Below are 25,090 nucleotides of genomic sequence, written 5' to 3' on the forward strand. Positions count from 1 at the left end.
CCCGTCAGCGATAGGTTCAGAAGGTGAGCCTCCTGTTCTCCCCTCTGACCCTCCGTTCCGTCACCCTGCGCAATCGGCTGTGGGTGTCGCCGATGTGCATGTACTCCGCCGTGGACGGCGTGCCGGGCGACTGGCATCACGTGCATCTGCCGCAGTTCGCGGACGGCGGTGCCGGACTCATCGTCGCCGAGGCGACAGCGGTCGTGCCTGAAGGCAGGATCTCGCCGCACGACACCGGCCTATGGAACGACGCGCAGCGCGACGCCTGGGCGCCGATCGTGCGCAGCATCCGGGATCGCGGCGCGCACGCCGGCATCCAGCTCGCACACGCGGGCCGCAAGGCGTCGACCTGGTGGCCGTGGGCCGAGGAACGCGGCTCGGTGCCGGCTTCCGAGGGCGGCTGGCCGACCGTCGCCCCCTCCGCGATCGCCTTCGAAGGGTTCGCCGAGCCCGTGGCGCTCGACTCGGCGGGCATCGACGCCGTCGTCACCGGGTTCGCCGACGCGGCGCGCCGCGCACTGGACGCCGGGTTCGAGGTGCTCGAGGTGCACAGTGCGCACGGCTACCTGCTGCATCAGTTCCTCTCGCCCCTGTCCAATCACCGTGACGACGAGTACGGCGGCAGCCTGGAGAACCGGTCCCGGCTGCTGCTGCGCGTCATCGACGGGGTGCGCGCCGTCGCAGGTGAGGACATCCCGCTGCTGGTGCGCATCTCGGCCACCGATCACGCCGAGGGCGGATTCGTCCCCGAGGAGGCCGCGGTCGTCGGCGGCTGGGCGATCGAGCACGGCGCCGACCTCATCGATGTGTCCAGCGGCGGACTGGTGCTGCATCAGCAGATCGACCTGCACCCGGGGTATCAGGTGCCGCTGGCTGAGACAGTGCGACAGGGCGGACGCGTCGCCACCACTGCGGTCGGGCTCATCACTGTGGCCTATCAGGCCGAGCAGGTCCTCGCCACGGGCGCGGCCGACGCCGTGTTCGCCGGCCGTGAGTGGCTGCGCGATCCGCACTTCGGCCTGCGGGCCGCACACGAACTGGGCGCCGAGATCACCTGGCCGCCGCAGTATCAGCGCGCCCGCTGGCGCTGATCGCGCCGCTTGCGCTGATCGCGCCGCTTGCGCTGATCGCGGGAGACGCGGCGCCCACCAGCGAGACGCAGGCGGGCACCGCGGCCTCAGCGGCCGTAGCCGCGACGCGTGGCGTCCTGCACCTCGCCGACCAGCTCCTCGATGATGTCCTCCAGGAACAGCACCGCCGTCGTGTCGCCGTTGCGGTCGCGCACCCGAGCGAGGTGCCGCCCTGCGCGGCGCATCGCCGTCAGTGCGTCCTCGAGGTCGGTGTCCTCCTGCACGGGCACCATGTGGTGGATCCGCTTCGCCGGCACCGCCACGGTGGCGCGCTCCGCGGCATCCGGCCCCTCCGCGGCACGCAGGATGTCCTTCAGGTGCACGTAGCCGGCCGGCAGGCCCTCGTCGTCGACGATCACGTAGCGCGAGAAGCCGTAACGGGCCACCGCGCGCTCGATCTCGTCGGGCGTCGTGTCCTGCGGCAGCGTGACGAGGTCGCCCAGCGCCACCGCGACGTCGCGCGCCTTCTTGTCGGTGAACTCGACGACTGCGGCCACTGTGCCCGCGGTGTCGGACAGAACGCCCTCACGACGCGACTGGTCCACGATCGTGGCCACCTCGTCGAGGGTGAACGTCGAGGCCGCCTCGTTCTTCGGCTCCACGCGGAACACCCGCAGCACGGCGTTGGCCGCGGCGTTGAGGAACCAGATCACCGGCATGAAGATCTTCGACACCCACACCAGCGGCGTCGCGAGCAGCAGGACGGCGCGGTCCGGCAGCGAGAACGCGAGGTTCTTCGGCACCATCTCGCCGAACACGACGTGCAGGAACGACACCAGCACCAGCGTGATGACGAACGCCGTGACGTCGACGACCGTGGTCGTCCAGCCCAGCGCCTCCATCGGCACGGCGAGCAGGTGGTGGATCGCCGGCTCCGAGACGTTCAGGATCAGCAGCGAGCAGATCGTGATGCCCAGCTGGGAGGTCGCGAGCATGAGCGTCGCGTGCTCCATCGCAAACAGGGCCGTCTTCGCCGGCCGCGAGCCCTTCTCGGCGAGCGGCTCGATCTGCGAACGGCGCGCGGAGATCACGGCGAACTCGGCGCCGACGAAGAAGGCGTTGCCGAGCAGCAGTACGACCAGCCAGACCAGTCCAGCCCAATCGCTCATCGGTCGTCCTCCTGCTCATCGGACGCAGGGTCGGGCGTGAAACGGAGGCGATCGATGCGGCGGCCGTCCATGCGCACCACGTGCAGCACGCCGTCCTCGGTGCGCACCTCGTCGCCGACAGCGGGCACGCGCTCGAGCAGGCTCATCACGTAGCCGGCGACCGTGTCGTACACATCGCCCTCGGGGACGGCGATCCCGGTCTGAGCGAGCAGCTCGTCCGGACGCAGCTCGCCGGGGAAGGTCACGGTGTCCTGGCGGCGGACCACGCCGGCACGGGTGCGGTCGTGCTCGTCCGACACCTCGCCGACGATCTCCTCCACGAGGTCCTCCAGGGTCACGAGGCCCGCCGTGCCGCCGTACTCGTCGACGACGATCGCCAGTTGGTAGCCCTTGGCGCGCAGCTCGGCGATCAGGGCGTCCAGGTGCACGGTCTCGGGCACGCGCAGCGGCTCGGTGCAGAGGGCGCCGACGGGCACCTCGGCTCGCCGCTCGCGCGGCACCGCCACGGCGGCCTTCAGGTGCACGACGCCGGTGATGTCGTCGAGGTCGTCGCCGTGCACCGGGAAGCGGCTGTGCCCGGTGCGGCGGGCGAGCTGGATCACGTCGTCGGCGCTGTCCGATGCCGCGAGGGCGTGCATGCTCGGCCGCGCGGTCATGATGTCGGCCGCGGTGAGGCGGGCGAACGTCAGGCTGCGGTCGAGCAGGGTCGCGGTGTCCTTCTCGAGGACGCCGGCGCTCGCGGAGCGACGCACCAGGGAGGACAGCTCCTCCGCGCTGCGCGCGCCGGAGAGCTCCTCCTTGGGCTCGACGCCCATCGAGCGCAGCACCGCGTTCGCGCTGCCGTTGAGCACCACGATGGCGGGCTTGAACACCGCCGTGAAGGCGGTCTGGAACGGGATCACGAGCTTCGCGGTCGCGATCGGCAGCGCCAGCGCGAAGTTCTTCGGCACCAGCTCGCCGAGGATCATCGACAGCAGCGTGGCGACGACCATCGCCACCACGACAGCGATCGGAGCCACCGCACCCTCGGGCACGCCCCAGGAGATGAGCACAGGAGCGAGGAGGTTGGAGATCGCCGGCTCCATCGTGTATCCGGTCAGCAGCGTGGTCAGCGTGATGCCGAGCTGCGCCGACGACAGGTGCGTAGAGGTGATCTTCAGCGCCCGGATGGTGAGTCCGAGTCGTGTTTCGCCGCGGGCCTGACGTGCTTCGAGATCCGCGCGGTCGAGGTTGACCAGGGCGAACTCGCTGGCCACGAACAGGCCGGTTCCGACGGTGAGGAGGAGCCCCACGCCCAACAGGATGTAATCCATCAGCTGATCCCCTCCGAGAGAAGGAGGAGCGGGCGGTGGGGCGAGGGACTGCAAGAAGGAGGGTCGTCCATTGTGCGCTCGATTCTACATAATCGCGCTGTGCTCCCGCCTGCTGCGTCCGTGTTCTTCGGTGCGCGCTGCAGATCCTCGTGCACGCGGCAGTTCTTCGCATTCGCTGCTGTCCGCGTTCTGTCCGCGCTGCGCTTCCTTCGCTGCGCGGCAGTTCCCTGCTTGCGCGGCAGTTCCCTGCCTGCGCGGCAGTTCCCTGCTTGCGCGGCAGTTCCCTGCTTCCGTTCCTGTTCCCGCGGCTCCCTCTTGCACGCGCTGCGCGTTTTCACGCCGCGCGTGCCGAGAAAGACCGCGCAAGCCCCCACGCACCCGCAGACGGATGCCGCTACCGGCTGTTCCGCGGTTGCGGCGCCGCCCGCCCCAGCGGGCGCGGGAGCCGTGAGGGCAGTCCGTCGCCGGTCAGGATGTCGTAGAGCTGCTGAGGGTCTCGATGGGCATCCGTGCGCCAGCGTGACATGCCCTTCACACGCCGACGCAGCTGGTCGCCGCGGTCCTTCTCGTCCAGCAGTGCCTGCTCCGGTGTCCGTCCCTGGAGGAGGTCGGGGTCGAAGTACTTGCCCGTCCCGTCGAACTCGCCGACGTGGTCGAAGTCCTCCCAGTAGAAGTCCGACCGCGCGCACCCGCCCTTGTCGAGGCGGAACTCCTTCTGGAGGACGGGCGCGGGGAAACCGAGCCGGTCGATCAGCACGCGGGCCTCGGATTCGCGCACGGAGTCGGCGAGAGGCGTGCTGAACTCGAGCGCCGCGCGTGCCCGTCCGAGCCCTCGCCTCGTCTGCTGGTCGACGAGCGTCAGGATCTCATCGGCGGTCGTGAGCGGTCCGTTCTCGCGACGAGCCCACAGAGCCTGATCCATCGCGACGACGCCGGCCATGAAGCCGGCATCGGCCGCGAGGTCGATCGCCGTCTGCGCGGGCGAGGTCACCAGATGACCGCGCCATTCGACGAGTTCCACTCCGTCGAAGCCGAGCGCCCGACGAATGACGTTCCCGGTCGACCGACCGCCGGTGGCGCGAGCGACGCGGACGGCGACGCCTCTCGGCCATGCCTCGACTCGATCTATGCCCCACACGGCGGCGGCCGCCGAACCCATGTACACCTGAGGCGAGCGCGCATGCTCCGCGACCTCGGCGACCGTCACGAGATGTCGCTGCAGCGGGGTGAGCTTCTTCCACGCGCCGCCGGGCACGAAGCTGCCGGCGACCACCCTGTGCACGTCACCCCGTCTGACGAGCGTCCGTAGTCTGCGGTCCGTCACGCCGACGCCGCCACGGTCACGGCGTCGGCGGATGTCGATCTCGGGCGCGGTCTGCTGAGTCATTCCGGAAGGCTGTCATGAGCAGCATCCGTTCTCTCCGCCACATGCCCCTCGCTGCGGAGAACTCGTCGGACATCCGCGCTTGGGGAGGAGCGGTCTTCCGCAGAGGCGACCCCGCCATCGGCGCAGAATCCGTGTTCGTCCGCGCGGCACTCTTCGGCTCGCGCTACGCGAATACGCGCCGCGCGAGCGCGGAACAGCAGCGCGAACCGATTCGGACGTAAGGATCAGTAGCGCGAGCGCAGACCAGCAGCGCGAACGGGAAGCAGCGGCGCGAATGAACGAACCCGGCGCCCGACCGCGTCCGCGCGGCACTCTTCTGCTCGCGCTACGCGAATACGCGCCGCGCGAGCGCGGAACAGCAGCGCGAACCGATTCGGACGCAGGGATCAGTAGCGTGAGCGCAGACCAGCAGCGCGAACGCGGAACGCCCCCGCCGCTCACCAGCTGACCGGAAGCGCCTTGCCCTCCTCGTAGCCGGCGGCCGACTGCAGACCGACCAGCGCGCGCTCGTGGAACTCGGGCACGGTGGCGGCGCCGGCGTAGGTGAACGACGAGCGGATGCCGGAGGTGATCATGTCGAGCAGGTCCTCGATGCCGGGGCGCAGCGGGTCGAGGTAGATCCTCGACGAGGAGATGCCCTCGGCGAACAGCTCCTTGCGCGCCCGTTCATAGGAGTCGAGGCGGCCGAACCTGGCCTGCACTGCCTTCGTCGAGGCCATGCCCCAGGACTCCTTGAACACGCGCCCCTCGGCGTCGTGCTGCAGCTCGCCCGGCGCCTCGATCGTGCCGGCGAACCAGGAGCCGACCATGACGGATGCCGCACCGGCGGCGAGCGCGAGCGCGACGTCACGCGGGTAGCGCACTCCCCCGTCGGCCCAGACGTGCGCACCGACCTGGCGGGCCGCCTCTGCGGTCTCGAGCACAGCGGAGAACTGCGGGCGACCGACCGCGGTCATCATGCGGGTGGTGCACATCGCACCGGGCCCGACGCCCACCTTGAGGATCGAGGCACCGGCCGACACGAGATCCGAGACCCCGTCCGCGGTCACGATGTTGCCCGCGACGATCGGGATGTCGAGGCCCAGACCAGCCACCACGGAGAGCGCGCGCAGCATCCCCTCCTGGTGCCCGTGCGCGGTGTCGACCACCAGCACGTCGACGCCGGCGGCGGCGAGCGCCCTGGCCTTCTCGGCGACGTCGCCGTTGATGCCGACAGCGGCGGCGACGGCGAGGCGGCCCGAGCCGTCGACGGCCGGGCGGTACAGGTTCGAGCGCAGCGCGGTGCGGCGGCTGAGCGTGCCCACCAGGTGTCCGTGGTCGATCACGAGCGCCATCTCGGCGTCCAGCGCGTCCACGGCGTCGAAGGCCGCGCGCCCCTCGCCCACGGTCTCGGCGTCGATCGCCGGAGCGTGCGCATGCACCAGGTCGCCGAGCGCGGCATCAGGCAGCGCAGTCGCGAGCCGCGTCGCCGGAAGGATGCCGGAGATCTGCTCGATCTGCAGACGATCATCCCCCGACGGCGGGGCGACGACGATGCCGTGCCCCTCGGTCGGCGGAAGCAGTCGCAGCGCATCGGCGACGGTCGCCGACGGCGGCAGCACCAGCGGGGTGTCCCAGCGCACCGGCTGGCGCTTGACCCAGCGAATCGCAGCGTCGAGCTCCTGCAGCGGCAGGTCCTGAGGCAGCACGCCCAGGCCGCCGCGCCTGGCGAGAGCCGCAGCCAGCCGCGGACCGGTCACCGAGTTCATGTTCGAGGCCACCAGCGGGATGGTCGCCGGGGTGCCGTCCGCAGGTGCCAGATCGACCTGCAGCCGGCTGGTGATGTCCGATCGCCGCGGCACCAGGAACACGTCCGAATACGTGAGGTCGACCATGGGCCGTTCGCCTGCAAACTCCATGGGTTCCACGGTACCGGCTGAGGCGGCGTGGCGGAGGTCCGGCATCATGCGCTCATGCAGGGAATGGCATTAGGCTTGAACCCCGTAACGTGTGCGGGTCTGCCCTGATCCGCGCATCAGACATTCAGCGATGAAAGAGGGCGATCAAGCGTGGCGAACCAGGTGACCGGCGTCGGCGGCGACGGGGGGTTCGGAGCCAATTCCTGGCTCGTGGACGAGCTCTATGAGCAGTTCAAGAAGGATCGCAACTCCGTCGACAAGGAGTGGTGGCCGATCCTGGAGAACTACCAGCCGGATGCCGCGGCCGCGGCGCCCGTGCCGACCACGACGGCTCCGGTGACAGCGCCCATCCCCGTCATCGGCTCGCAGCCCGTGGCGCGCACCACGGCGAAGCCGGCCAGGCAGGCTCCGGTGCCCGCACAGGCGCCCAAGCCGCAGGCGAAGGCCGCGGAGGACGCGCCGGCCGTCGACGAGGACAAGGTCACACCGCTGCGCGGCATGCCGAAGACCCTCGCCGCGAACATGGACCAGTCGCTCACGGTCCCGACCGCGACCAGCGTGCGCACCGTCCCGGCCAAGCTGATGATCGACAACCGCATCGTCGTCAACAACCACATGGCCCGCACCCGCGGCGGCAAGATCAGCTTCACTCACCTGATCGGCTGGGCGCTCATCCAGACGCTCAAGGAGTTCCCCAGCCAGAACGTGTTCTACGCCGAGGTCGACGGCAAGCCGTCTGTCGTGGCGCCTGCGCACGTCAACCTCGGCATCGCGATCGACGTCCCGAAGCCGGACGGCACCCGCGCTCTGCTCGTGCCGAGCATCAAGCGCGCGGACACGATGAGCTTCCACGAGTACCTCTCCGCCTACGAGGACCTCATCTCACGTGCCCGAGGCAACAAGCTCACCGCGGCCGACTTCGCCGGCACGACCGTCTCGCTGACCAACCCCGGCGGCATCGGCACCGTGCACTCGGTGCCGCGTCTGATGAAGGGCCAGGGCTGCATCATCGGCGCCGGCGCCCTCGAGTACCCGGCCGAGTTCCAGGGGTCCAGCGAGAAGACACTGGCCGAGCTCGGCATCGGCAAGACCATCACGCTGACCAGCACCTACGACCACCGCGTCATCCAGGGTGCGGGCTCCGGCGAGTTCCTGAAGAAGGTGCACGAGCTGCTCATCGGCCAGCGCGGCTTCTACGACGACATCTTCGCCGCGCTGCGCATCCCGTACGCACCGATCCGCTGGAACTCCGACATCGCGATCGACCTCGCCGAGCGCGTCGACAAGCAGTCCCGCGTGCAGGAGCTCATCAACTCGTTCCGCGTGCGCGGCCACCTCATGGCCGACATCGACCCGCTGGAGTACGTGCAGCGCACGCACCCCGATCTCGAGATCGAGAACCACGGTCTGACGTTCTGGGATCTGGACCGCGAGTTCATCACAGGCGGCTTCGGCGGCAAGCGGCAGATGAAGCTGCGCGACATCCTCGGCGTGCTGCGCGACTCGTACTGCCGCACGGTCGGCATCGAGTACATGCACATCCAGGATCCGGAGCAGCGCCGCTGGTTCCAGGAGAAGCTCGAGGTCAAGTACGTCAAGCCCGGCCACGACGAGCAGCTCCGGGTGCTCCGCAAGCTGAACGAGGGTGAGGCGTTCGAGACCTTCCTGCAGACGAAGTTCGTCGGTCAGAAGCGGTTCTCGCTGGAGGGTGCCGAGTCGCTCATCCCGCTGCTGGACGAGATCCTGCAGGGCGCGGCAGCCGCCGGTCTCGACGGCGCCGCGATCGGCATGGCCCACCGTGGTCGACTGAACGTGCTCACCAACATCGCCGGCAAGACCTACGGCCAGGTGTTCCGCGAGTTCGAGGGGTCGCTCACCCCGGGCAACCAGCGAGGCTCCGGCGACGTGAAGTACCACCTCGGCACCGAGGGCACCTTCGTCTCCGAGGACGGCGAGGAGCTGCCGGTCTACCTGGCCGCCAACCCGTCGCACCTGGAGACCGTCGACGGCGTGCTCGAGGGCATCGTGCGCGCCAAGCAGGACCGCAAGCCGATCGGCACCTTCGCCTGGCTGCCGATCCTCGTGCACGGCGATGCCGCGTTCGCCGGCCAGGGCGTGGTCGTGGAGACCCTGCAGATGTCGCAGCTGCGCGGCTACCGCACCGGCGGCACCGTGCACGTCGTGGTCAACAACCAGGTCGGGTTCACCACCCTGCCGAACGACTCGCGCACCTCGGTCTACGCGACGGACGTCGCCAAGACCATCCAGGCGCCGATCTTCCACGTGAACGGCGACGACCCCGAGGCCGTCATCCACGTCGCGCAGCTGGCGTTCGAGTACCGCGAGCGGTTCCACCGAGACGTCGTGGTCGACCTGGTCTGCTACCGCCGTCGCGGTCACAACGAGGGCGACGACCCGTCGATGACCCAGCCGCTGATGACCGACCTCATCCAGGCCAAGCGCTCTGTGCGCAAGCTGTACACCGAGGCCCTGGTCGGACGAGGCGACATCACCGAGGAGGAGTACGACGAGGCGAAGGCCGACTTCCAGAACCGCCTGGAGATCGCGTTCGCCGAGACGCACGCCGCCGAGACCGGCGCCACGCCGATCGCACCGGAGCTCACTCCGGTCGACGACCGGGTCGGCGCCCCCGAGGTCACCGGAGTCTCCGACGAGATCATCCGCCTGATCGGCGACGCGCACGCGAACAAGCCCGAGGGCTTCACCGTGCACCCGAAGCTGCAGCAGGCGCTCGACAAGCGCGTCGAGATGAGCCGCTCCGGCTCCATCGACTGGGGCTTCGGCGAGCTGCTCGCGTTCGGCTCGCTGCTGCTCGAGGGCACCCCGGTGCGCCTGGCCGGTCAGGACTCGCGTCGCGGCACGTTCGTGCAGCGCCACGCCGTGCTGCACGACCGCAAGAACGGCCAGGAGTGGCTGCCGCTGACGAACCTGTCCGACAGCCAGGGCCGCTTCTTCGTGTACGACTCGCTGCTCAGCGAGTACGCCGCGCTCGGCTTCGAATACGGCTACTCGGTCGAGGACACCCAGGCGCTCGTGCTCTGGGAGGCGCAGTTCGGCGACTTCGTCAACGGCGCGCAGTCCGTCATCGACGAGTACATCTCGGCGGCGGAGCAGAAGTGGGGTCAGCAGTCGAGCGTGACCCTGCTGCTGCCGCACGGCTACGAGGGTCAGGGACCCGACCACTCCTCGGCACGCATGGAGCGCTTCCTGCAGCTGTGCGCACAGGAGAACATGATCGTGGCGCGCCCCTCGACACCCGCGTCGTACTTCCACCTGCTGCGCCGTCAGGCCTACGCCCGTCCCCGCAAGCCGCTGATCGTCTTCACGCCGAAGGCCATGCTGCGCCTGCGCGGCGCGACCAGCGCGGTGGAGGACTTCACCCAGGGCCGCTTCGAGCCGGTGATCGACGACGCGCGTCAGCTCGATCGTGCCGCGGTCAAGCGCGTGCTGGTGCACTCGGGCAAGGTGCACTGGGATCTGCGCACCGAGCTCGACAAGAACCCGAACCCCGAGGTCGCACTGGTCCGGCTCGAGCAGCTGTACCCGACCCCGATCGACGAGCTCAAGGCGATCACCGACAGCTATCCGAACGCCGAGCTGGTGTGGGTACAGGAGGAGCCGGAGAACCAGGGCGCCTGGCCGTTCCTGGCCCTCGCGTTCGCCGAGGTCCCCGGTCCGCGTCAGTTCCGTGCGGTGAGCCGTCCGGCTTCCGCGTCGCCGGCGACCGGCTCCTCGAAGGTGCACGCCGTCGAGCAGGCCGAACTGCTGAAGGCGGCGCTCACCGTGAGCTGATCCGCCTGTCGAGACGACGGATGCCGCCCCTCCTCGGGAGGGGCGGCATCCGTCGTCTCAGGCGCTGCGTCGTCTGCGCACGAGCGTGACGACGAGGGCGGCGGCCGCGAGCAGCAGCGGCATCACCAGCGCGATGCCCGCCAGCGGCAGCAGCAGGATCGTGAGCACCACAGCGACCACGGCGAATCGATGCCCCGCTGTGCCCCGCGGGAGCAGCCGGACGGCCGAGATCATCCCGATCACGTAGATCGCGACCATGCTCGCAGTGTGGATCAGGATGAACGGCTGCAGCTCTCCCCCTGCGACCAGCGCGGCGCAGAAGTACAGCATGACGACGCCGCCGGTGAGCAGCAGAGCGCGGCGCGGGACCTGCCCGTTCTCGACTCCCTTCGCGAACCAGCCGGGCAGGTCGCCGGCGGATGCCAGAGAGGCGCCGAGCTTCGCGAACGCGGCGAGATACACGTTCATCACGCCCAGGGCGACGATGCCCGCCGCCGCTCCGATCAGCATCGGCGCACCCGGCAGGTCGCCGACACGGGCGAGGTCGAGGAGCACCACGTCGCCCTCCCCGGCTCGGCCGCCGAGCGTTCCCACTGTGACGATCTGAAGCACCAGGTAACCGGCCCCGGAGAGCACCAGAGTCACGGCAGTGGCGATCGGGATGGTGCTGCGCGGCCGGCGGAACTCACCGGAGATGTGGGTGCCGACCTCCCAGCCGGCGAACGCCCACACGTACATCACGATCGCCGTGCCCACCCCGCCCCAGCCGTGCGGCAGGAACGGCCGGAAGTTCCCCGGCTCCACCGCCGGCGCAGCCACGGCGATCACGGTGATCACGACCGCCATGAGCAGCGCCGTCAGGGCGAGCTGCGCCCAACCCGCGATCCGCACGCCGAAGAGGTTCGCGATGAACGGGACGGCGAGGAACGCGAGGGCGATCACGGGGACGGCCGTCTCGTCGATGCCGAGGACGGCGGCGACGTACCGGGCCCCGAGCAGTGCGACGACGCATCCGCCGGCGGCGACGCCGAACATGAACCAGTAGCCGGCCGCTCTGGCCGCGGTGGGACCGAGCGTGCGGCGGGCGTAGGCCGCGACACCGCCGGGGTCGGGATGACGTGCGGCCAGCGCGGCGAAGGCTCCCGCGAGCGGGATCGCGAGCAGCGTCACCGCCGCGACCGACAGGATGCTCGCCGGCCCCGCTGTCTGCGCGGCAAGGCCGGGCAGCACGAGCAGGCCGGTGCCGAGCACGGAGGCGAGGTACAGCGCGATCCCCGGCAGCAGGCCGAGACGACCGCCGACGAGTTCTGCAGGATGCGTCGCGATCGGCGCGGGTTCCCGGATGCTCACCCGCTCACGCTAGCGCCGGGATCCGACCTCGGGACTCGCTCGGCAGCCCGCGGACGAGGATTGTCCGGATTGCTCCGCAGAGCGGCCGGATCACTCCGTCGGTCGGCCCTCGGATCAGTACCAGATGCCCAGAGTCGGCGCCTCGGCCGTGCGGAACGCGTCGTCGAGGGAGGCGACCTCGTCGAGGTCTCCGCGGATGCGGCCCGCAGCGGCGAGCTGGGTCGCGCGCACTCCCCCGGCGTAGATCGCGGAGAGCTCCACCACGGTCATCGTGACGTCAGCGGCAGCATCCGTCGCATCGGCCGTCACCTCGCCGGACGCGCCGATGCGAAGCCGCCACGTACCGTCGGCGAAGCCCAGCGCGTCGTCCACGCGCAGCACGATGTCGAGCGGCGCACGATAGGTGCGCGCCGTGAGTGCGGCGGGGACGTCGAGGACGCGCAGCCAGCCGTGGTCGTGCACGGTGAACTCGACGGCCCGCTGGTCGGCCACCAGGTGCAGGATCGGGTCGTCGACAGGACGCAGATCGCCCTCGATCCCGGTCACGAGGTCATGATGGACGGCGAAGCTCCACAGCGCGCGCAGCGCCTCGTCGGTCTCGGTCACGAGATGGTTGATGGCCAGCGTGAATCGGAAGGTCCCTGATTGCTCCTTCAGCGAGTACGCGAGCACTCCCCTGGTTTCGCCGTCGGCGTCGAGGTAGCGCACTCCGCGCACGCCGGAGCCCTTCGCGTCGTCGGCGGCGAGTCCGGCCTTGCGCAGCCAGCGCAGCTTCCAGCCCGGGATCTGCCCCGTCCGCCGGATGCGGGACCGCTCGAACACGCTCCCCAGCTCGGCGGCGGTGGTCTCCCGGTCGATGTACTCCAGCCGGCCCTCCGTCGCACCCCCGATCCATCCGGCCCTGCGGGTGTCGATCGCCACGCGCGCGACCGGGATCGCCGGCGCGAACCCGTACCGCGAGTAGATCGTCGCCTCCGACACCGTCAGCCCGGCGATCGGTACGCCGGCGGATGCCGCGGAGCGGAGTTCGCCCTCCAGCAGGTTCCTGGCGATGCCGCGACGGCGGTGCGTGGCGGCGACGGTGACGGAGCTGATCGCCCACATCGGGACCTCACCGCCGGGAACGCTCAGCGGTGTCACCCAGGAGTTCACCGTGGCGACGGGGAACTCCTCCGGTGCGGCGCCGGGCTCGTAGACGCCGATGTTCCGGCGGTCCTCCCACCCCTCCCGCATCCGCCCGATCTGCTCCTCGCCCGGATCGGCGTCGAGGAAGCCGCGGGCGTCGGCCCGTGCGAACGCGCCTGCCGGGACGGCATCCGCCATGTCGACGACGCGGTACTCGAGACCGTCGTCACGCAGACGTGCGGTGGACTGGGGATCAGTGGCCACGGAGCGGGCGTCGATGAGGTTCACCCGCCCACCCTATCCAGGGGCGCCGACGGAAGTCAGTGCGCCGCGGCGGTGCGCAGCCGTGCGAGGACCTGGTCGCGCAGCTCCTCGGGAGCCGCCTCCTTGCAGGCGCGCGCGACGACCTCGGTCAGGGTCTTGGCCACGAGTGCCTCGTCCTGGCAGGACGGGCAGTTGTCCAGGTGCTCGCGGATCTCGCCCTCGGACGTCTTGCAGACCTCCGAGCGCAGGTACTCCTCCAGGTCGCGACGCGCCTTCTCACAGCCGCAGTCCGTCATTTCGTGCTCCTTGTTCCGGCCGCCGCGATTCCTCGCTCGGCGGCATAGTCAGCCAGCAGCTCCCGCAGCATGCGCCTGCCACGGTGCAGGCGACTCATCACGGTGCCGATGGGCGTCTTCATGATGTCGGCGATCTCCTGGTAGGAGAATCCCTCGACATCGGCCAGGTACACGGCGAGGCGGAAGTCCTCCGGCACCTGCTGCAGCGCATCCTTGACAACGGATGCCGGCATCCGGTCGATCGCCTCGGCCTCGGCCGAGCGACTGCGGGACGCCGTCGTGGACTCCGCGCCGCCGAGCTGCCAGTCCTCGAGCTCGTCGATCGTGCCCTGGAAAGGCTCGCGCTGCTTCTTGCGGTAGATGTTGATGTACGTGTTCGTCAGGATCCGGTACAGCCACGCCTTCAGGTTGGTGCCCTGCGAGAACGTCGCCCACGAGCCGTACGCCTTCACGAAGGTCTCCTGCACGAGATCGGCGGCGTCCGCCGGGTTGCGCGTCATGCGCATGGCAGCGGCATACAGCTGATCCATGTACGGGATCGCCTGCTCCTCGAAATCGCGTCGAGGGTCGCGCGCGGCAGCGTCGTCAGAAGAGGTGTCATCCATCACCGGCCAGTCTAGGCCGGTGGCCCAAGGGTCCACGATGGCGATGTCATCGCGCTCCAGAGTGGCGAGCATGCCGCCCCTCCTCTCGGTTCACGTACGGGCCGTTCACTAAGGTTGGAACCGATGAGCGCTGCAAGGTATTCCACCTCTCCCGCGAAGGGCCGGTATTCCGCGCCCGTGGCCGACGGGCCGGTCGTCGCGACCCTGACGATCCCCGGCTCCAAGTCGCTGACGAACCGCGAGCTGATCATCGCCGCGATCGCCGACGGCCCCGGCCGGCTGCTGCGTCCGCTGCACTCCGACGACTCCCGCCGCATGGTCGAGGCTCTGCGCGCACTCGGCGTCGGCATCGAGGAGGTCGAGGGCGACGGCGAGTTCGGCCCCGACCTCGAGGTGACCCCCGCGCCACTGTCCGGGGGGAACGAGATCGACTGCGGGCAGGCCGGCACGGTGATGCGCTTCATCGCTCCGCTGGCCGGCCTCGCCACGGCTGACGTGCCGCTCACCGCGGACGAGAACGCCCTGCACCGCCCGATGGGCGCCATGATCCACGCGCTCCGCGACCTGGGCGTGGACGTCGACGACGAGGGCACCTGGTCGCTGCCGTTCACCGTCCGCGGCCACGGGCACATCCGCGGTGGCAGGGTCGAGATCGACGCCTCGGAGTCCAGTCAGTTCGTCTCCGGGCTGCTCCTGGCCGCTCCGAGATTCGACGTCGGGCTGCACCTGGTGCACATCGGGGAGCACCTGCCGAGCCTGCCGCACATCGACATGACCATCGAGGCGCTCAGCACCCGCGGCATCCGCATCGAACGGCCCGCCGCCGGCGAGTGGCTTGTCGAGGCGGGCGTGCCACGCGCGAAGCAGATCGCGATCGAGCCCGATCTGTCCAACGCGGCGCCGTTCCTCGCCGCGGCGCTCGTGACCGGCGGCGAGGTGTCCGTCACCGGCTGGCCGCTGCACTCCACCCAACCGGGCGCACTGCTGCCCGACATCCTGCGCGCGATGGGCGCCCACGTGGTGCGTCACTCCGGCGTGCTCAGCGTCCGCGCCGGAGAGGGCATCCGCGGTCTCGATCTCGATCTGTCGGCGGCCAGTGAGCTGACACCGACGATCGTGGGGATCGCAGCCTTCGCCGACGGTCCCACCACGATCCGCGGCGTCGCCCACATCCGCGGCCACGAGACCGATCGCATCGCGGCGCTCGTCGGCAACCTGCGCGCCCTCGGCGGCGACATCGAGGAGCTGCCGGACGGCATGCGCATCACGCCGGTACCACTGCACGGCGGCGAGTGGCCCGCCCACCACGATCACCGTATGGCGACCACCGGCGCGCTGATCGGGCTGCGGGTCCCCGGGGTCGAGATCGACGAGATCGGCACCACCGCCAAGACCCTGCCCGAGTTCACGCAGCTCTGGGAGCGGATGCACGAGGGCACCGGCGCGCGGGAGGGCGCAGACGCGTGAGCTGGCTGGGCGCTGACGACGACGAGGACGAGTTTGACGAATTCGACGAGTCCGACGTCCGGGTGCGCCCGAATCCGAAGGCGAACCGGCCTCGCACCAAGCGCCGCCCCGCTCACGAGGACGCCTCGATCGGCCGCGTGCTCGGCGTCGACCGCGGCCGGTACAGCGTGCTGGTCGACGAGGACACCGATGACGAGCACCTGATCACCGCCGCGCGCGCCAGAGAGCTGCGGAAGAAGCCGATCGTCACCGGCGACCGCGCCCGCGTCGTGGGCGACCGTTCGGGCGAGGAGGGCACGCTCGGCCGCATCGTCGGTATCGAGGAGCGCACCTCGCTGCTGCGCCGCAGTGCGGACGACACCGACCAGGTCGAGCGCGTCATCGTCGCGAACGCCGACCAGATGCTGGTCGTGGTCGCGTCCGCCGATCCCGAGCCCCGCGAGCGCCTGGTCGATCGCTATCTCGTGGCAGCACTGGATGCCGGCATTCGCCCCCTCCTGGTCGTGACGAAGACCGACCTCGCGGATCCGGCGCCGTTCCTGGCGCACTTCGACGGGCTGGACGACCTGCGCGTGTTCACCAGCGCACGCGGGCAGATGCCGGTCGAGGAGATCGGGGCGGCCCTCGTGGGGCACTCCACGGTCTTCGTCGGGCACTCAGGAGTCGGCAAGTCCACGCTCGTCAACGCGCTGGTCCCCACAGCCGGGCGGGCCACCGGCCACGTCAACGAGGTCACCGGCCGCGGCCGGCACACCTCGTCGTCCACCGTGTCGCTGCGCTATCAGGGCGAAGGCGGACGCGGCTGGGTCATCGACACCCCCGGCGTGCGCTCCTTCGGCCTTGGCCACGTCGATCCGGTCAACATCCTCGCCGCCTTCACCGAGCTCGCGGCCATCGCCGAGGACTGCCCCCGCGGGTGCACCCACCTGCCGGATGCACCGGACTGCGCGCTGAACGAGGCCGCGGCATCTGGGCAACTGGGCGAGGCGGGACGGGCGCGCCTGGACTCGCTGCAGAGGCTGCTGCTGACCTTCGGCTGACCGGCCGGCCCTCCCGCGGCCGCCGCCGATAGGCTGGGAACATGACTGCGACGCGCCTCGAGCCGGGCACCCTGGCCCCCGACTTCTCCCTGCTCGACCAGGACGGGAAGACCGTCTCCCTGGCGGATCTGCGCGGCCGGAAGGTCGTGCTGTACTTCTACCCCGCCGCGATGACCCCGGGCTGCACCACGCAGGCATGCGACTTCCGAGACAGCATCTCGTCGCTGCAGGGCGCCGGCTACACCGTCGTCGGCGTCTCCCGCGACGAGCCGGCGAAACTGAAGAAGTTCCAGGAGCGCGACGGGCTCACCTTCGAGCTGCTCAGCGACCCGGACCACACCGTGCATGCCGCCTACGGCACCTGGGGCGAGAAGATGAACTACGGCAAGGTCGTCGAGGGCGTCATCCGCTCGACCTTCGTCCTGGACGAGGACGGCGTCATCTCGCTCGCACAGTACAACGTGAAGGCCACCGGCCACGTCGCTCGGCTTCGCAAGACGCTCGGCATCGACGCCTGATCAGCCCCGGCCCTGCAGCCGCGGGTCCCCCGGTCCGCCGTTGCGCGACGCGAGGATCAGCAGGACGAGGCACACCGCCCCCGGGATGCCCACGGCGACGGTGAAGGGCCACGGGATGGGCCTCAGCGTGAGCGAGGACAGCGCCAGCGCGATCGCCAGCACCTGGAACACGACCGCGCCGGAACGGGCCCACGAGACGCCGCGCACCACGCCGACCGCGAACAGCACCAGACCCGCCGCGACCAGCAGCGTGAGTACGATCAGGCCGATGCCGGCGGGGGTCGAGGCGACGTTTCCCGCACCGAGCTGGACGAGCTCGATGATCGAGACGATGCCGAGGGCGAGCCCCTCCGCGACCAGCAGGATCGCGGCGAGGACGGCGGGACGGGATGCGCGCACGAGCACTCCTGAGGAATCGGATGTCAGAAAACCCTTGATTTCACGGTTTCCATGTAACAGAATAGACAAAGCCATGTGCTCCCACAGCGGCGTGGGGCGAGCATTCGCTCGCATCTCACCAGGGTAGCGGACCCCCGAACCGCCGCCCGCATCGAGTGTCGCAAACCGCGTGCTCGAACCAGATCCCATACCGAGGAGCCCCCATGGATTGGCGCGACAAAGCCGCCTGCCTGACCGTCGACCCCGAGCTGTTCTTCCCCGTCGGGAACACCGGTCCCGCCGTCGACCAGATCGAGAAGGCGAAGGCCGTCTGCGCCACCTGCACCGTCACCGAGATCTGCCTGCAGTACGCCCTCGAGACCGGACAGGACTCGGGCGTGTGGGGTGGCCTCTCCGAGGACGAGCGCCGCGCTCTGAAGCGCCGCGCCGCCCGCGCGCGCCGCGCCGGCTGAGTCCGGCCCCCAGAAGCACGACGCCGCCGGCCCGGATCCCGGGCGGCGGCGTCTTCGTGTGCGTCCTGCCGATCAGGCCTTGATCCAGCGCAGCGGGACGTCGATGGTCACCTCGGTGCCTTCGCCGTCCACGCCCTTCCACTCGATCGTGCCACCCAGTTCGCCCTGGATGAGCGTGCGCACGATCTGGGTGCCGAGTCCCTGACCGACCCGGCCCTCCGGCAGTCCGTGTCCGGTGTCGCGCACGATGACGCGCAGGTTCTCGGTGGTGCGGTGCGCCTCGATCGTCACCACGCCCTCCTGACCGGCGAGACCGTGCTCGACGGCGTTGGTGACCACCTCGGTGAGTGCGAGCGCCAGCGGCGTCGCGTACTCGCTGGGCAGCACGCCGAACCGCCCGGTGTGCTGCGTGCGTGCCCGGGTGTTCGGTGCCGCCGCGACCTCGGCGACCAGCTTCAGCACGCGCGCGAACACCTCGTCGAAGTCCACGGTCTGGGACAGGCCGCTGGCGAGCGTGTCGTGCACGACCGCGATCGACTCCACCCGGCGCATGGCCTGGGTCAGCGCGTCCCTGGCGTCCTCGGAGTGCGTCCGGCGCGCCTGGATGCGCAGCAGCGATGCAACGGTCTGCAGGTTGTTCTTCACGCGGTGGTGGATCTCACGGATCGTCGCATCCTTGGTGATGAGCTCCTGCTCCTGGTGACGCAGCTCCGTGACGTCGCGGCACAGCACTATCGCGCCGATCCGCGTGCCGTGGTCCTTGAGCGGGATCGCCCGCAGCGAGACCGTCACTCCGCGCGCCTCGATGTCGGTGCGCCACGGCGCGCGACCTGTGACCACGACGGGCAGGGACTCGTCGACCTGCCGCGACGGCGGCACCAGGCGCGTGGTGACCTCGGCGAGGGACTCCCCCTCGAGCTCGTCGTCGAAGCCCATCCTGTTGAAGGCCGACAGCGCGTTCGGGCTGGCGAAGGTCGTGACGCCGTCGACGTCGATCCGGATCAGGCCGTCCGAGGCGCGTGGCGCACCACGGCGCGGGGAGGTCGGAGCGGCGAGGTCGGGGAACTCCCCCGTGGCGATCATGCGGAACAGGTCGTTCGCGCACTCGTCGAAGCTGATCTGCTGGCGAGAGGGCATCCGCGCCTCGCCGAGGTTCGTGTGCCGCGTGATCACACCGAGCACGACGCCCTGCTGCCCGCGTCGTTCGATCGGCACCGCGCGCACGCGGGTCGGGATCTCCTCGAACCAGTCCGGCGAGGACGAGTCGATGATCTCGCCGGTGTCGAACGCCGACTGCACCTGGGTGCGCCACTGCGGCCGCACCCGCTCGCTGACGATGTCGCGGTAGAACAGGGTCGCGGCGCCGCTGGGGCGCGAGTGCGCTATCGCGATGAACGAGCCGTCGGCGGTCTGCACCCAGATGACGATGTCTGCCGAGGAGAGGTCGGCGAGCAGCTGGCCGTCGCCGGCGAGCCGGTGCAGCCATTCGACGTCGGCGTCGCTGAGGAGCCCCTGGGCGTGGACGAGATCACTGAGCGTGGACACCCTCCCAAGAATAGGGGGGAGCGCCTCGCGATTCAGAGCACGGCGAGGGATGTCGCGCGCCAGCGCCCGTCCAGCCCCTCCAGGCGCACCGCCACCGCCCTGGCCCTGCCGGGGCCCTCTACGACGAGCGTCGCCTCGAGCACGCACTCGGCCGGCGAGGAGTGCCGCAGGGAGAGGATGCGGAAGACCGGTCGCGTCGCAGGCGTTCCCCGCGCGCTGCGCGCACGGGCGGCGAGGTTCGAGCGGACCAGCAGCTTGCGGAACGCGTCCTCGCTGAGCCACCGTGCCAGTTGCTCGGCCTCTCTGACGCCTGCGAGCACCTCGAGCACGCCCTGAGCGAGGCCGCGCAGCAGCGGGACCGGATCGGGCAGGGCCTCGGCCGGTGTGGGCTGGGGCGCGAAATACTCCTGCGCGGTCATCTATCGTCCTCGATCCATGATGCGTGGTGTCCTCCGCCCCAGCGCTGAACCCCAGGAAAGTAGAACACGGATGCCGCGGATCGGGAAGCACCTGACACGACTTCTGTGGATAACCCGTAGTCCCCCTACCCCGCTCGCCTACTCTCGGAGTGTGGAATGGGATCACCTCTTCGACGACCTCGAAGGACAGCTCGCCTCGGAGTGGGAGGCCGAGCGCGCCGCACTGGACGCCGAGTCTGAGCGGCTCCGCATCTCGAAGCTCACCCTGCACGACCGGCTGCGCGCGCTCTGCGCCCAGGCATCCGTCGTCGTCCTCGATCTCGGTGACGACCACCGGCTGCACGCCACGATGCGCACGATGGGCGCGGACTGGATCGCGGTGACGGCCCAGGACGACCCGCGACCGCTCATCGTGCCGGTGCCGGCGGTCGCCGAGGTCGGCACCGACCACGGCAGCCTTCTCGGCAGCCTGGACGAGACAGCCGGACTCACTCCGCTGCGTGCGCGGATGGACCTGGGCTTCGTGCTGCGGGATCTCGCGCGCCGACGCGCCCCGGTCACGCTCTCGCTGCATGACGGGCGCCTGCGGCGTGGAACGCTCGACAGGGCAGGTGCGGATCACCTCGACATCGCCCTGCACGACGCCGGAGAGCCGCGCCGGACGTCGACCGTCCAGGGCTTCCGCGTCGTGCCGTTCTCGTCGCTGCGCTGGGTGCGCGTCGAGCAGCCGGGTGCCCGGCTGCCCTGAGCGGCACACGGAGCGTGCGCAGCACCGCACGCGGCGCAGGGACGCCGCGGATCAGCGCTGGATGCGCGGTGCCGGCCCCCAGACCTCGGGGAAGCTGGCGTTCTCGGACTGGTGCCAGAGCGCCGCGCGTCGCGCGATCTCGGTCTGGTCCTCGAGGTAGTCGTTCACGCTGGCCTCTTCGACCCTCCAGCGCGCCGGGGATCCGAGCTGCGCACCGCGCAGCCGCCCCTCGTGGACGAGCGCGACGACCTCCTCGACCGGGACGGCGAGGAGTTCGGCGACCTGACCGGGCGTCAGGTAGCGCGGGGCGGACGGGGGGAGTTCGGGCATTGCTCCATTGTGGCGCGAACGGCACCCGGGAGGACAGTCCCTACGCGCCTGTGGATAACTTTCGGAGCCTTCTCCCGGGATCTGTGACGATGTCCTCATGACGACGCACTCCCGCACCCGTCGCCCGTTCTTCGGCGACATGCGGTTCCTCATCGGCATCGCCCTGGTGATCGCCTCGATCGCCGGCGTGTGGCTGCTGGTCGGCGCGGCGAGGCAGACCACGCCGGTCCTGCAGGCATCGCGGACCATCGTCCTCGGCGAGCCACTCGGATCCGCGGACTTCCAGGTGGTCGAGGTCGGCCTCGGGGCCCTCACCGACGACTACCTCGCGCCGCAGGACCTCGAGTCGGGCACGATCGCCGCGCGCACGATAGCGGAGGGCGAGCTCGTGCCCCGCTCCGGCACGATGGATGCCGACGCCGGCCGCACCACGACGATCGTGATCACGAGCACCGGCGCCGTGCCCGACGACGTGCGGGCCGGGAGCACCGTGGAACTCTGGCAGGCACCTCCCAGCGAGGACGGTCGCTCCTTCGGCGCCCCGCGGATCCTCGTGGCCGACGCCGTCGTGTCCTCGGTGGCAGAGCCGGAGGGCATGCTCAACGACGCACGCACCGACGTCGAGGTCGTCATCGACCGGACGGATGTCGCGGACGTGCTGTCCGCGATCACCGGCGGCGCTGCCGTGTCCGTCATCCCGGCAGGACCGGCCGAATGACCGCCGTCGTCGTCGCCCTCGCCGACGAGGAGCGCGGCGGGGCGCTGGCGGCCGAACTCGACCTCGAGGAGGTCACGGTCCTCGCCGTCTGCGCCCCTGATGCGATCGATCCCGCAGATCTGCAGGCGGCCGACGCGCTCGTCATCACGCCGTCGCGTCGCTGGATCACCCGCGAACTCGTGACGGCGTGCGACCGCGCCGCTGTGCGGATCGTCCCGTTCGGCGACGGCGAGGAGCGCCTGCTGGCCAAGCTCGGGCTCGCGCCCTCACTACCGGACGACACCCCGGGCTGGCGCATCGCGGACGCCCTCGCCGCCGACCGCCCGACAGCGGGAACGGAGGCCGCAGACGCCGCCCCGTCCCGTCTGATCGCCGTCTGGGGTCCGCACGGCGCGCCGGGGCGGACGACGCTGGCGATCCAGCTCGCCGTCGAGCTCGCGCGGACGGGGCGCCGCACCGCCCTGCTCGACGCCGACACCACGGCCCCGTCGATCGCGCTGCTGCTCGGGCTGGGCGACGAGGCGCCCGGCCTGGCCGCCGCGTGCCGCCGCGCGGAGCTGGGCAGCCTGGACTCGGCCGAGCTGTCCCGGCTCGCGGTGTCGCTGGAGACCTCTGCGGGGCCCGTCGACGTCCTCGGCGGTCTCAACCGCCCCTCGCGCTGGCCGGAGCTGGGTGCGGCCCGCATGCGCGGCGCACTGACCGCCTGCCGCGCCTGGGCAGAGGAGATCGTGGTCGACGTGTCCGCCTCCTTCGAGGAGGAGGACGACGACTACGACCTCGCTGCCCCGTCGCGACATGCCGCGACCGCGACAGCGCTGCGCGAGGCGGATGCCGTGATCGCGCTGACGTCCGCCGACCCGGTCGGGGTCAGCCGATTCGTGCGGGGGTACGCCGAGCTGCGGCACCTGGTCGGGCCGACACCGATCACGGTGGTGGCGAACTCCGTGCGCCCCGGCCCGCTCGGCATCGACGCCCGCGGGCAGATCCGCCGGACACTCGACCGGTTCGCAGGCATCGACGACGTGCAGTTCCTCCCGCACGACCAGCGTGCCGCGGATGCCGCGCTTCTGCACGCGCGCCCGATTGCGGACGTGCTGCCGCGCTCCCCGCTGGTCGCCGCGGTCCGCCGGCTCGCCGCGGGTCTGAGCCCGCGCGAGACCGGCGTCCGCGAACCCGCTACTGCCGGTAGCTCGCGAGGAAGTTCCCGAGGCGCTCTACGGCCTCGGTGAGGACCCGGGGCTCCGGCAGCGTCACGATCCGGAGGTGGTCCGGCGTCGCCCAGTTGAATCCGGTGCCCTGCACCAGCAGGATGTGCTCGGAGACGAGCAGGTCGTAGACCAGGCGTGCGTCATCGCGGATCTCGTGCACGTTCGGATCGAGCCGCGGGAACGCGTAGAGCGCACCCTGCGGCTTCACGCAGCTGACGCCGGGGATCGCCTCCAACCCCTGCCAGGCGATGTCACGCTGCTCGTGCAGGCGGCCGGTGGGGGCGATGAGCGCGTCGATGGACTGCACGCCGGACAGCGCTGCCTGCATCGCGTGCTGCGCCGGCACGTTCGGGCACAGCCGGGTGGAGGCGAGCAGCGTGATGCCCTCCAGGAAGCCCCGCGCGTGGTCCTTCGGCCCGGTGACGACGAGCCAGCCGGAGCGGTATCCGGCCACGCGGTAGGTCTTGGACAGACCGTTGAACGTCAGGCAGAGCAGGTCGGGCGCGAGGGTCGCCGTCGGGATGTGCACCGCATCGTCGAACAGGATGCGGTCGTAGATCTCGTCGGAGAGCAGCAGCAGCTGGTTCTCGCGGGCGATCTGCACCAGCCCCTCGAGCACCTCGCGGGAGTACACGGCTCCGGTCGGGTTGTTCGGGTTGATGATGACGATGGCCTTGGTCTGCGGGGTGATCCGCGAGCGGATGTCCTCCAGATCGGGGTTCCAGCCGTTGTCCTCGTCGCAGAGGTAGTGCACCGGCGTGCCGCCGGCGAGCGAGGTCATGGCGGTCCACAGGGGGTAGTCGGGCGCCGGGATCAGCACCTCGTCCCCTTCGTCGAGCAGCGCCTGCATCACCATGGTGATCAGCTCGGAGACGCCGTTGCCGAGGTAGACGTCATCGGGGTCGAAACGCGGGAAGCCGGGGATCTGCTCGTAGCGGCTGACGACGGCACGACGGGCGGAGATGATGCCCTTGCTGTCGCTGTAACCGTGTGCAGTGGGCACGGCCGCGAGCATGTCGTGCACGATCTGGTGCGGTGCCTCGAAGCCGAAGATCGCCGGGTTCCCGGTGTTCAGCTTCAGGATCTGATGTCCCTCGGCCTCAAGCCTTGCCGCCTCCACCAATGCCTTGCCGCGGATCTCGTAGAGAACGTTCTTGAGCTTGGACGACTGGTCGAAATGGCGAGGAGGGGTCATCGCAGAATCCTAGCGCTATGAGGAGGCTGCCTCCGCCGCGGGGCTCCCCGGCTGCAGCGCCTGCACGTGCGCGGTGCGCTGCACCCGGCTGCTCTCGATGTGCGCCGCCGCGAGGGTCGCCGCGCGGTCTCCGTCACGATCGCGGATCGCCTCGTAGAGCGCGACGTGCTCCTCGGCGATGTGCTGCAGATCGTCGTGCTGGGATAGCGCCCAGCGGAGCCGGCTGCGGATGCTCTGCATGAGGTCGGAGAGCAGCATGTTGTCCGCGAGGTCGGTGACGATCTCGTGGAAGTCCGCGGCCGCGCGCCGTGAGACGACGCGGTCCTCGACCTCGGCACTGGCCTGCTCGGCCTCGAGCGCACGGCGCAGGCGCTCCAGCCCCTCCCGCCGATGCCGCTGCGCGGCGAGACGGAACGCGAGTGGCTCGACCACCTCGCGCACCTCGTCGAGGTCGGCGAGGTCATGATCGGTGAACGCCCGGACGACCGCCCAGGTTCGGGGACGGAGCTCCACGAGCCCCTCCCCCTCGAGCACCTTCAGGGCGTCGCGCACCGGAACCCGGCTCACGCCGAACTCGGCCGCGAGGTCGCGCTCGATCAGCCGGCTCCCCGGCTCCCGGACGCCGTCCAGGATCGCGTCGCGCAACCACGATGCGACCCTGGTCGACTCCAGCACGCGTTCGTCTGCTCTGCTGCTCACAGCCTCATTCTTCCATCGTGTCCGGCCTTTTCCCCGTCACTCGGGCAGAACGGCCGACGCGG

At 70.4% G+C, this 25,090-nt stretch carries 23 protein-coding genes; 9 read left to right on the plus strand and 14 right to left on the minus strand.

Annotation, left to right across the window (positions count from 1 at the left end; translation table 11 throughout):
- Nucleotides 1-23: 23 nt before the first annotated feature.
- Nucleotides 24-1,091, plus strand: a complete 1,068-nt coding sequence (locus GON06_RS06225) for an NADH:flavin oxidoreductase/NADH oxidase (RefSeq protein ID WP_332837211.1) — start codon at nt 24-26, stop codon at nt 1,089-1,091.
- Nucleotides 1,092-1,177: 86 nt separating this feature from the next.
- On the opposite strand, the gene GON06_RS06230 is transcribed toward GON06_RS06225, so the two are convergent.
- The 4 genes from GON06_RS06230 to GON06_RS06245 form a co-directional block, all read right to left on the minus strand.
- Complete coding sequence (locus tag GON06_RS06230; protein ID WP_157311457.1) at nt 1,178-2,239, minus strand: hemolysin family protein; 1,062 nt, start codon at nt 2,237-2,239, stop codon at nt 1,178-1,180.
- A complete protein-coding gene (locus GON06_RS06235; RefSeq protein WP_157311458.1) occupies nt 2,236-3,552 on the minus strand; it encodes a hemolysin family protein in 1,317 nt (438 codons plus the stop codon). Before GON06_RS06235 ends, GON06_RS06230 begins: the two co-directional genes overlap by 4 nt.
- A 394-nt stretch (nt 3,553-3,946) precedes the next feature.
- Nucleotides 3,947-4,939 carry a hypothetical protein gene (locus tag GON06_RS06240; RefSeq protein ID WP_157311459.1) on the minus strand — a complete coding sequence of 331 codons (993 nt, stop codon included), beginning with the start codon at nt 4,937-4,939 and terminating at the stop codon, nt 3,947-3,949.
- 437 nt (nt 4,940-5,376) lie between these two features.
- A complete protein-coding gene (locus tag GON06_RS06245) occupies nt 5,377-6,837 on the minus strand; it encodes a GuaB1 family IMP dehydrogenase-related protein (RefSeq protein WP_157311460.1) in 1,461 nt (486 codons plus the stop codon).
- A 150-nt stretch (nt 6,838-6,987) separates the two neighbouring features.
- Between GON06_RS06245 and GON06_RS06250 the strand changes: the two genes are divergently transcribed.
- Nucleotides 6,988-10,650: a multifunctional oxoglutarate decarboxylase/oxoglutarate dehydrogenase thiamine pyrophosphate-binding subunit/dihydrolipoyllysine-residue succinyltransferase subunit gene (locus tag GON06_RS06250; RefSeq protein WP_332837212.1), complete on the plus strand. Its 3,663-nt coding sequence runs from the start codon at nt 6,988-6,990 to the stop codon at nt 10,648-10,650.
- Between the two features lie 57 nt (nt 10,651-10,707).
- On the opposite strand, the gene GON06_RS06255 is transcribed toward GON06_RS06250, so the two are convergent.
- The 4 genes from GON06_RS06255 to GON06_RS06270 all read right to left on the minus strand — a co-directional run bounded on the left by GON06_RS06255 (nt 10,708) and on the right by GON06_RS06270 (nt 14,362).
- Nucleotides 10,708-12,000 carry an APC family permease gene (locus GON06_RS06255; RefSeq protein WP_332837213.1) on the minus strand — a complete coding sequence of 431 codons (1,293 nt, stop codon included), beginning with the start codon at nt 11,998-12,000 and terminating at the stop codon, nt 10,708-10,710.
- Between the two features lie 114 nt (nt 12,001-12,114).
- The gene (locus GON06_RS06260) at nt 12,115-13,413 is read right to left on the minus strand and encodes a GNAT family N-acetyltransferase (protein WP_332837214.1); all 1,299 of its coding nucleotides are present in this window, start codon (nt 13,411-13,413) and stop codon (nt 12,115-12,117) included.
- Between the two features lie 32 nt (nt 13,414-13,445).
- Nucleotides 13,446-13,685, minus strand: a complete 240-nt coding sequence (locus tag GON06_RS06265) for a zf-HC2 domain-containing protein (protein WP_157311461.1) — start codon at nt 13,683-13,685, stop codon at nt 13,446-13,448.
- Nucleotides 13,682-14,362 (minus strand): sigma-70 family RNA polymerase sigma factor, encoded by a 681-nt coding sequence (locus tag GON06_RS06270; protein ID WP_157311462.1) that lies wholly within the window; start codon nt 14,360-14,362, stop codon nt 13,682-13,684. The genes GON06_RS06265 and GON06_RS06270 overlap by 4 nt, the downstream gene beginning before the upstream one ends.
- A 51-nt stretch (nt 14,363-14,413) precedes the next feature.
- Between GON06_RS06270 and aroA the strand changes: the two genes are divergently transcribed.
- Genes aroA through bcp form a run of 3 tightly spaced genes read left to right on the plus strand, consistent with a single transcriptional unit; the run spans nt 14,414 to nt 17,315 of the window.
- A complete protein-coding gene (gene aroA / locus GON06_RS06275) occupies nt 14,414-15,757 on the plus strand; it encodes a 3-phosphoshikimate 1-carboxyvinyltransferase (protein WP_157311463.1) in 1,344 nt (447 codons plus the stop codon).
- Nucleotides 15,754-16,797, plus strand: coding sequence for a ribosome small subunit-dependent GTPase A (gene rsgA / locus GON06_RS06280; protein WP_332837215.1), 1,044 nt, complete (start codon nt 15,754-15,756; stop codon nt 16,795-16,797). Before aroA ends, rsgA begins: the two co-directional genes overlap by 4 nt.
- Before the next feature lie 41 nt (nt 16,798-16,838).
- On the plus strand, nt 16,839-17,315 hold the full coding sequence (gene bcp / locus GON06_RS06285) for a thioredoxin-dependent thiol peroxidase (protein ID WP_157311464.1): 477 nt from the start codon (nt 16,839-16,841) through the stop codon (nt 17,313-17,315).
- On the opposite strand, the gene GON06_RS06290 is transcribed toward bcp, so the two are convergent.
- Nucleotides 17,316-17,714, minus strand: coding sequence for a hypothetical protein (locus GON06_RS06290; RefSeq protein WP_157311465.1), 399 nt, complete (start codon nt 17,712-17,714; stop codon nt 17,316-17,318).
- 203 nt (nt 17,715-17,917) lie between these two features.
- Between GON06_RS06290 and GON06_RS06295 the strand changes: the two genes are divergently transcribed.
- A complete protein-coding gene (locus GON06_RS06295) occupies nt 17,918-18,166 on the plus strand; it encodes a WhiB family transcriptional regulator (protein WP_116241334.1) in 249 nt (82 codons plus the stop codon).
- 72 nt (nt 18,167-18,238) lie between these two features.
- On the opposite strand, the gene GON06_RS06300 is transcribed toward GON06_RS06295, so the two are convergent.
- Entirely contained in the window at nt 18,239-19,711 is a 1,473-nt protein-coding gene (locus tag GON06_RS06300) for a sensor histidine kinase (RefSeq protein WP_116241333.1), read from the minus strand.
- A gap of 32 nt (nt 19,712-19,743) precedes the next feature.
- Nucleotides 19,744-20,130, minus strand: coding sequence for an Rv3235 family protein (locus tag GON06_RS06305; protein ID WP_157311466.1), 387 nt, complete (start codon nt 20,128-20,130; stop codon nt 19,744-19,746).
- Nucleotides 20,131-20,281: 151 nt separating this feature from the next.
- On the opposite strand from GON06_RS06305, the gene GON06_RS06310 reads away from it, so the two are divergent.
- The gene (locus GON06_RS06310; RefSeq protein WP_332837216.1) at nt 20,282-20,878 is read left to right on the plus strand and encodes a hypothetical protein; all 597 of its coding nucleotides are present in this window, start codon (nt 20,282-20,284) and stop codon (nt 20,876-20,878) included.
- A gap of 51 nt (nt 20,879-20,929) precedes the next feature.
- On the opposite strand, the gene GON06_RS06315 is transcribed toward GON06_RS06310, so the two are convergent.
- Nucleotides 20,930-21,208, minus strand: coding sequence for a helix-turn-helix domain-containing protein (locus GON06_RS06315; RefSeq protein ID WP_157311467.1), 279 nt, complete (start codon nt 21,206-21,208; stop codon nt 20,930-20,932).
- A gap of 97 nt (nt 21,209-21,305) precedes the next feature.
- Here GON06_RS06315 and GON06_RS06320 point away from each other — a divergent pair, with 97 nt between their 5' ends.
- Nucleotides 21,306-21,926 carry an SAF domain-containing protein gene (locus GON06_RS06320; RefSeq protein ID WP_157311468.1) on the plus strand — a complete coding sequence of 207 codons (621 nt, stop codon included), beginning with the start codon at nt 21,306-21,308 and terminating at the stop codon, nt 21,924-21,926.
- Nucleotides 21,923-23,155, plus strand: coding sequence for an AAA family ATPase (locus GON06_RS06325; RefSeq protein WP_157311469.1), 1,233 nt, complete (start codon nt 21,923-21,925; stop codon nt 23,153-23,155). Before GON06_RS06320 ends, GON06_RS06325 begins: the two co-directional genes overlap by 4 nt.
- Here GON06_RS06325 and GON06_RS06330 read toward each other — a convergent pair.
- The gene (locus GON06_RS06330) at nt 23,103-24,329 is read right to left on the minus strand and encodes a pyridoxal phosphate-dependent aminotransferase (protein ID WP_157311470.1); all 1,227 of its coding nucleotides are present in this window, start codon (nt 24,327-24,329) and stop codon (nt 23,103-23,105) included. The two genes, GON06_RS06325 and GON06_RS06330, sit on opposite strands and share 53 nt — an antisense overlap.
- Before the next feature lie 15 nt (nt 24,330-24,344).
- Nucleotides 24,345-25,028: a GntR family transcriptional regulator gene (locus GON06_RS06335; protein ID WP_332837217.1), complete on the minus strand. Its 684-nt coding sequence runs from the start codon at nt 25,026-25,028 to the stop codon at nt 24,345-24,347.
- Between the last annotated feature and the right edge of the window lie 62 nt (nt 25,029-25,090).

This window comes from Microbacterium sp. MAH-37 (genome assembly GCF_009758255.1).
In the GTDB taxonomy this organism is placed as follows: Bacteria; Actinomycetota; Actinomycetes; order Actinomycetales; family Microbacteriaceae; genus Microbacterium.

Excerpts from the sequence above, each read along its gene's own strand:
- GON06_RS06230 (WP_157311457.1), bottom strand. The coding sequence starts at position 2,239 with ATGAGCGATTGGGCTGGACTGGTCTGGCTGGTCGTACTGCTGCTCGGC.
- GON06_RS06235 (WP_157311458.1), bottom strand. The coding sequence starts at position 3,552 with ATGGATTACATCCTGTTGGGCGTGGGGCTCCTCCTCACCGTCGGAACC.
- GON06_RS06240 (WP_157311459.1), bottom strand. The coding sequence starts at position 4,939 with ATGACTCAGCAGACCGCGCCCGAGATCGACATCCGCCGACGCCGTGAC.
- GON06_RS06245 (WP_157311460.1), bottom strand. The coding sequence starts at position 6,837 with ATGGAGTTTGCAGGCGAACGGCCCATGGTCGACCTCACGTATTCGGAC.
- GON06_RS06265 (WP_157311461.1), bottom strand. The coding sequence starts at position 13,685 with ATGACGGACTGCGGCTGTGAGAAGGCGCGTCGCGACCTGGAGGAGTAC.
- GON06_RS06270 (WP_157311462.1), bottom strand. The coding sequence starts at position 14,362 with ATGCTCGCCACTCTGGAGCGCGATGACATCGCCATCGTGGACCCTTGG.
- aroA (WP_157311463.1), top strand. The coding sequence starts at position 14,414 with ATGAGCGCTGCAAGGTATTCCACCTCTCCCGCGAAGGGCCGGTATTCC.
- bcp (WP_157311464.1), top strand. The coding sequence starts at position 16,839 with ATGACTGCGACGCGCCTCGAGCCGGGCACCCTGGCCCCCGACTTCTCC.
- GON06_RS06295 (WP_116241334.1), top strand. The coding sequence starts at position 17,918 with ATGGATTGGCGCGACAAAGCCGCCTGCCTGACCGTCGACCCCGAGCTG.
- GON06_RS06305 (WP_157311466.1), bottom strand. The coding sequence starts at position 20,130 with ATGACCGCGCAGGAGTATTTCGCGCCCCAGCCCACACCGGCCGAGGCC.
- GON06_RS06315 (WP_157311467.1), bottom strand. The coding sequence starts at position 21,208 with ATGCCCGAACTCCCCCCGTCCGCCCCGCGCTACCTGACGCCCGGTCAG.
- GON06_RS06320 (WP_157311468.1), top strand. The coding sequence starts at position 21,306 with ATGACGACGCACTCCCGCACCCGTCGCCCGTTCTTCGGCGACATGCGG.
- GON06_RS06325 (WP_157311469.1), top strand. The coding sequence starts at position 21,923 with ATGACCGCCGTCGTCGTCGCCCTCGCCGACGAGGAGCGCGGCGGGGCG.
- GON06_RS06330 (WP_157311470.1), bottom strand. The coding sequence starts at position 24,329 with ATGACCCCTCCTCGCCATTTCGACCAGTCGTCCAAGCTCAAGAACGTT.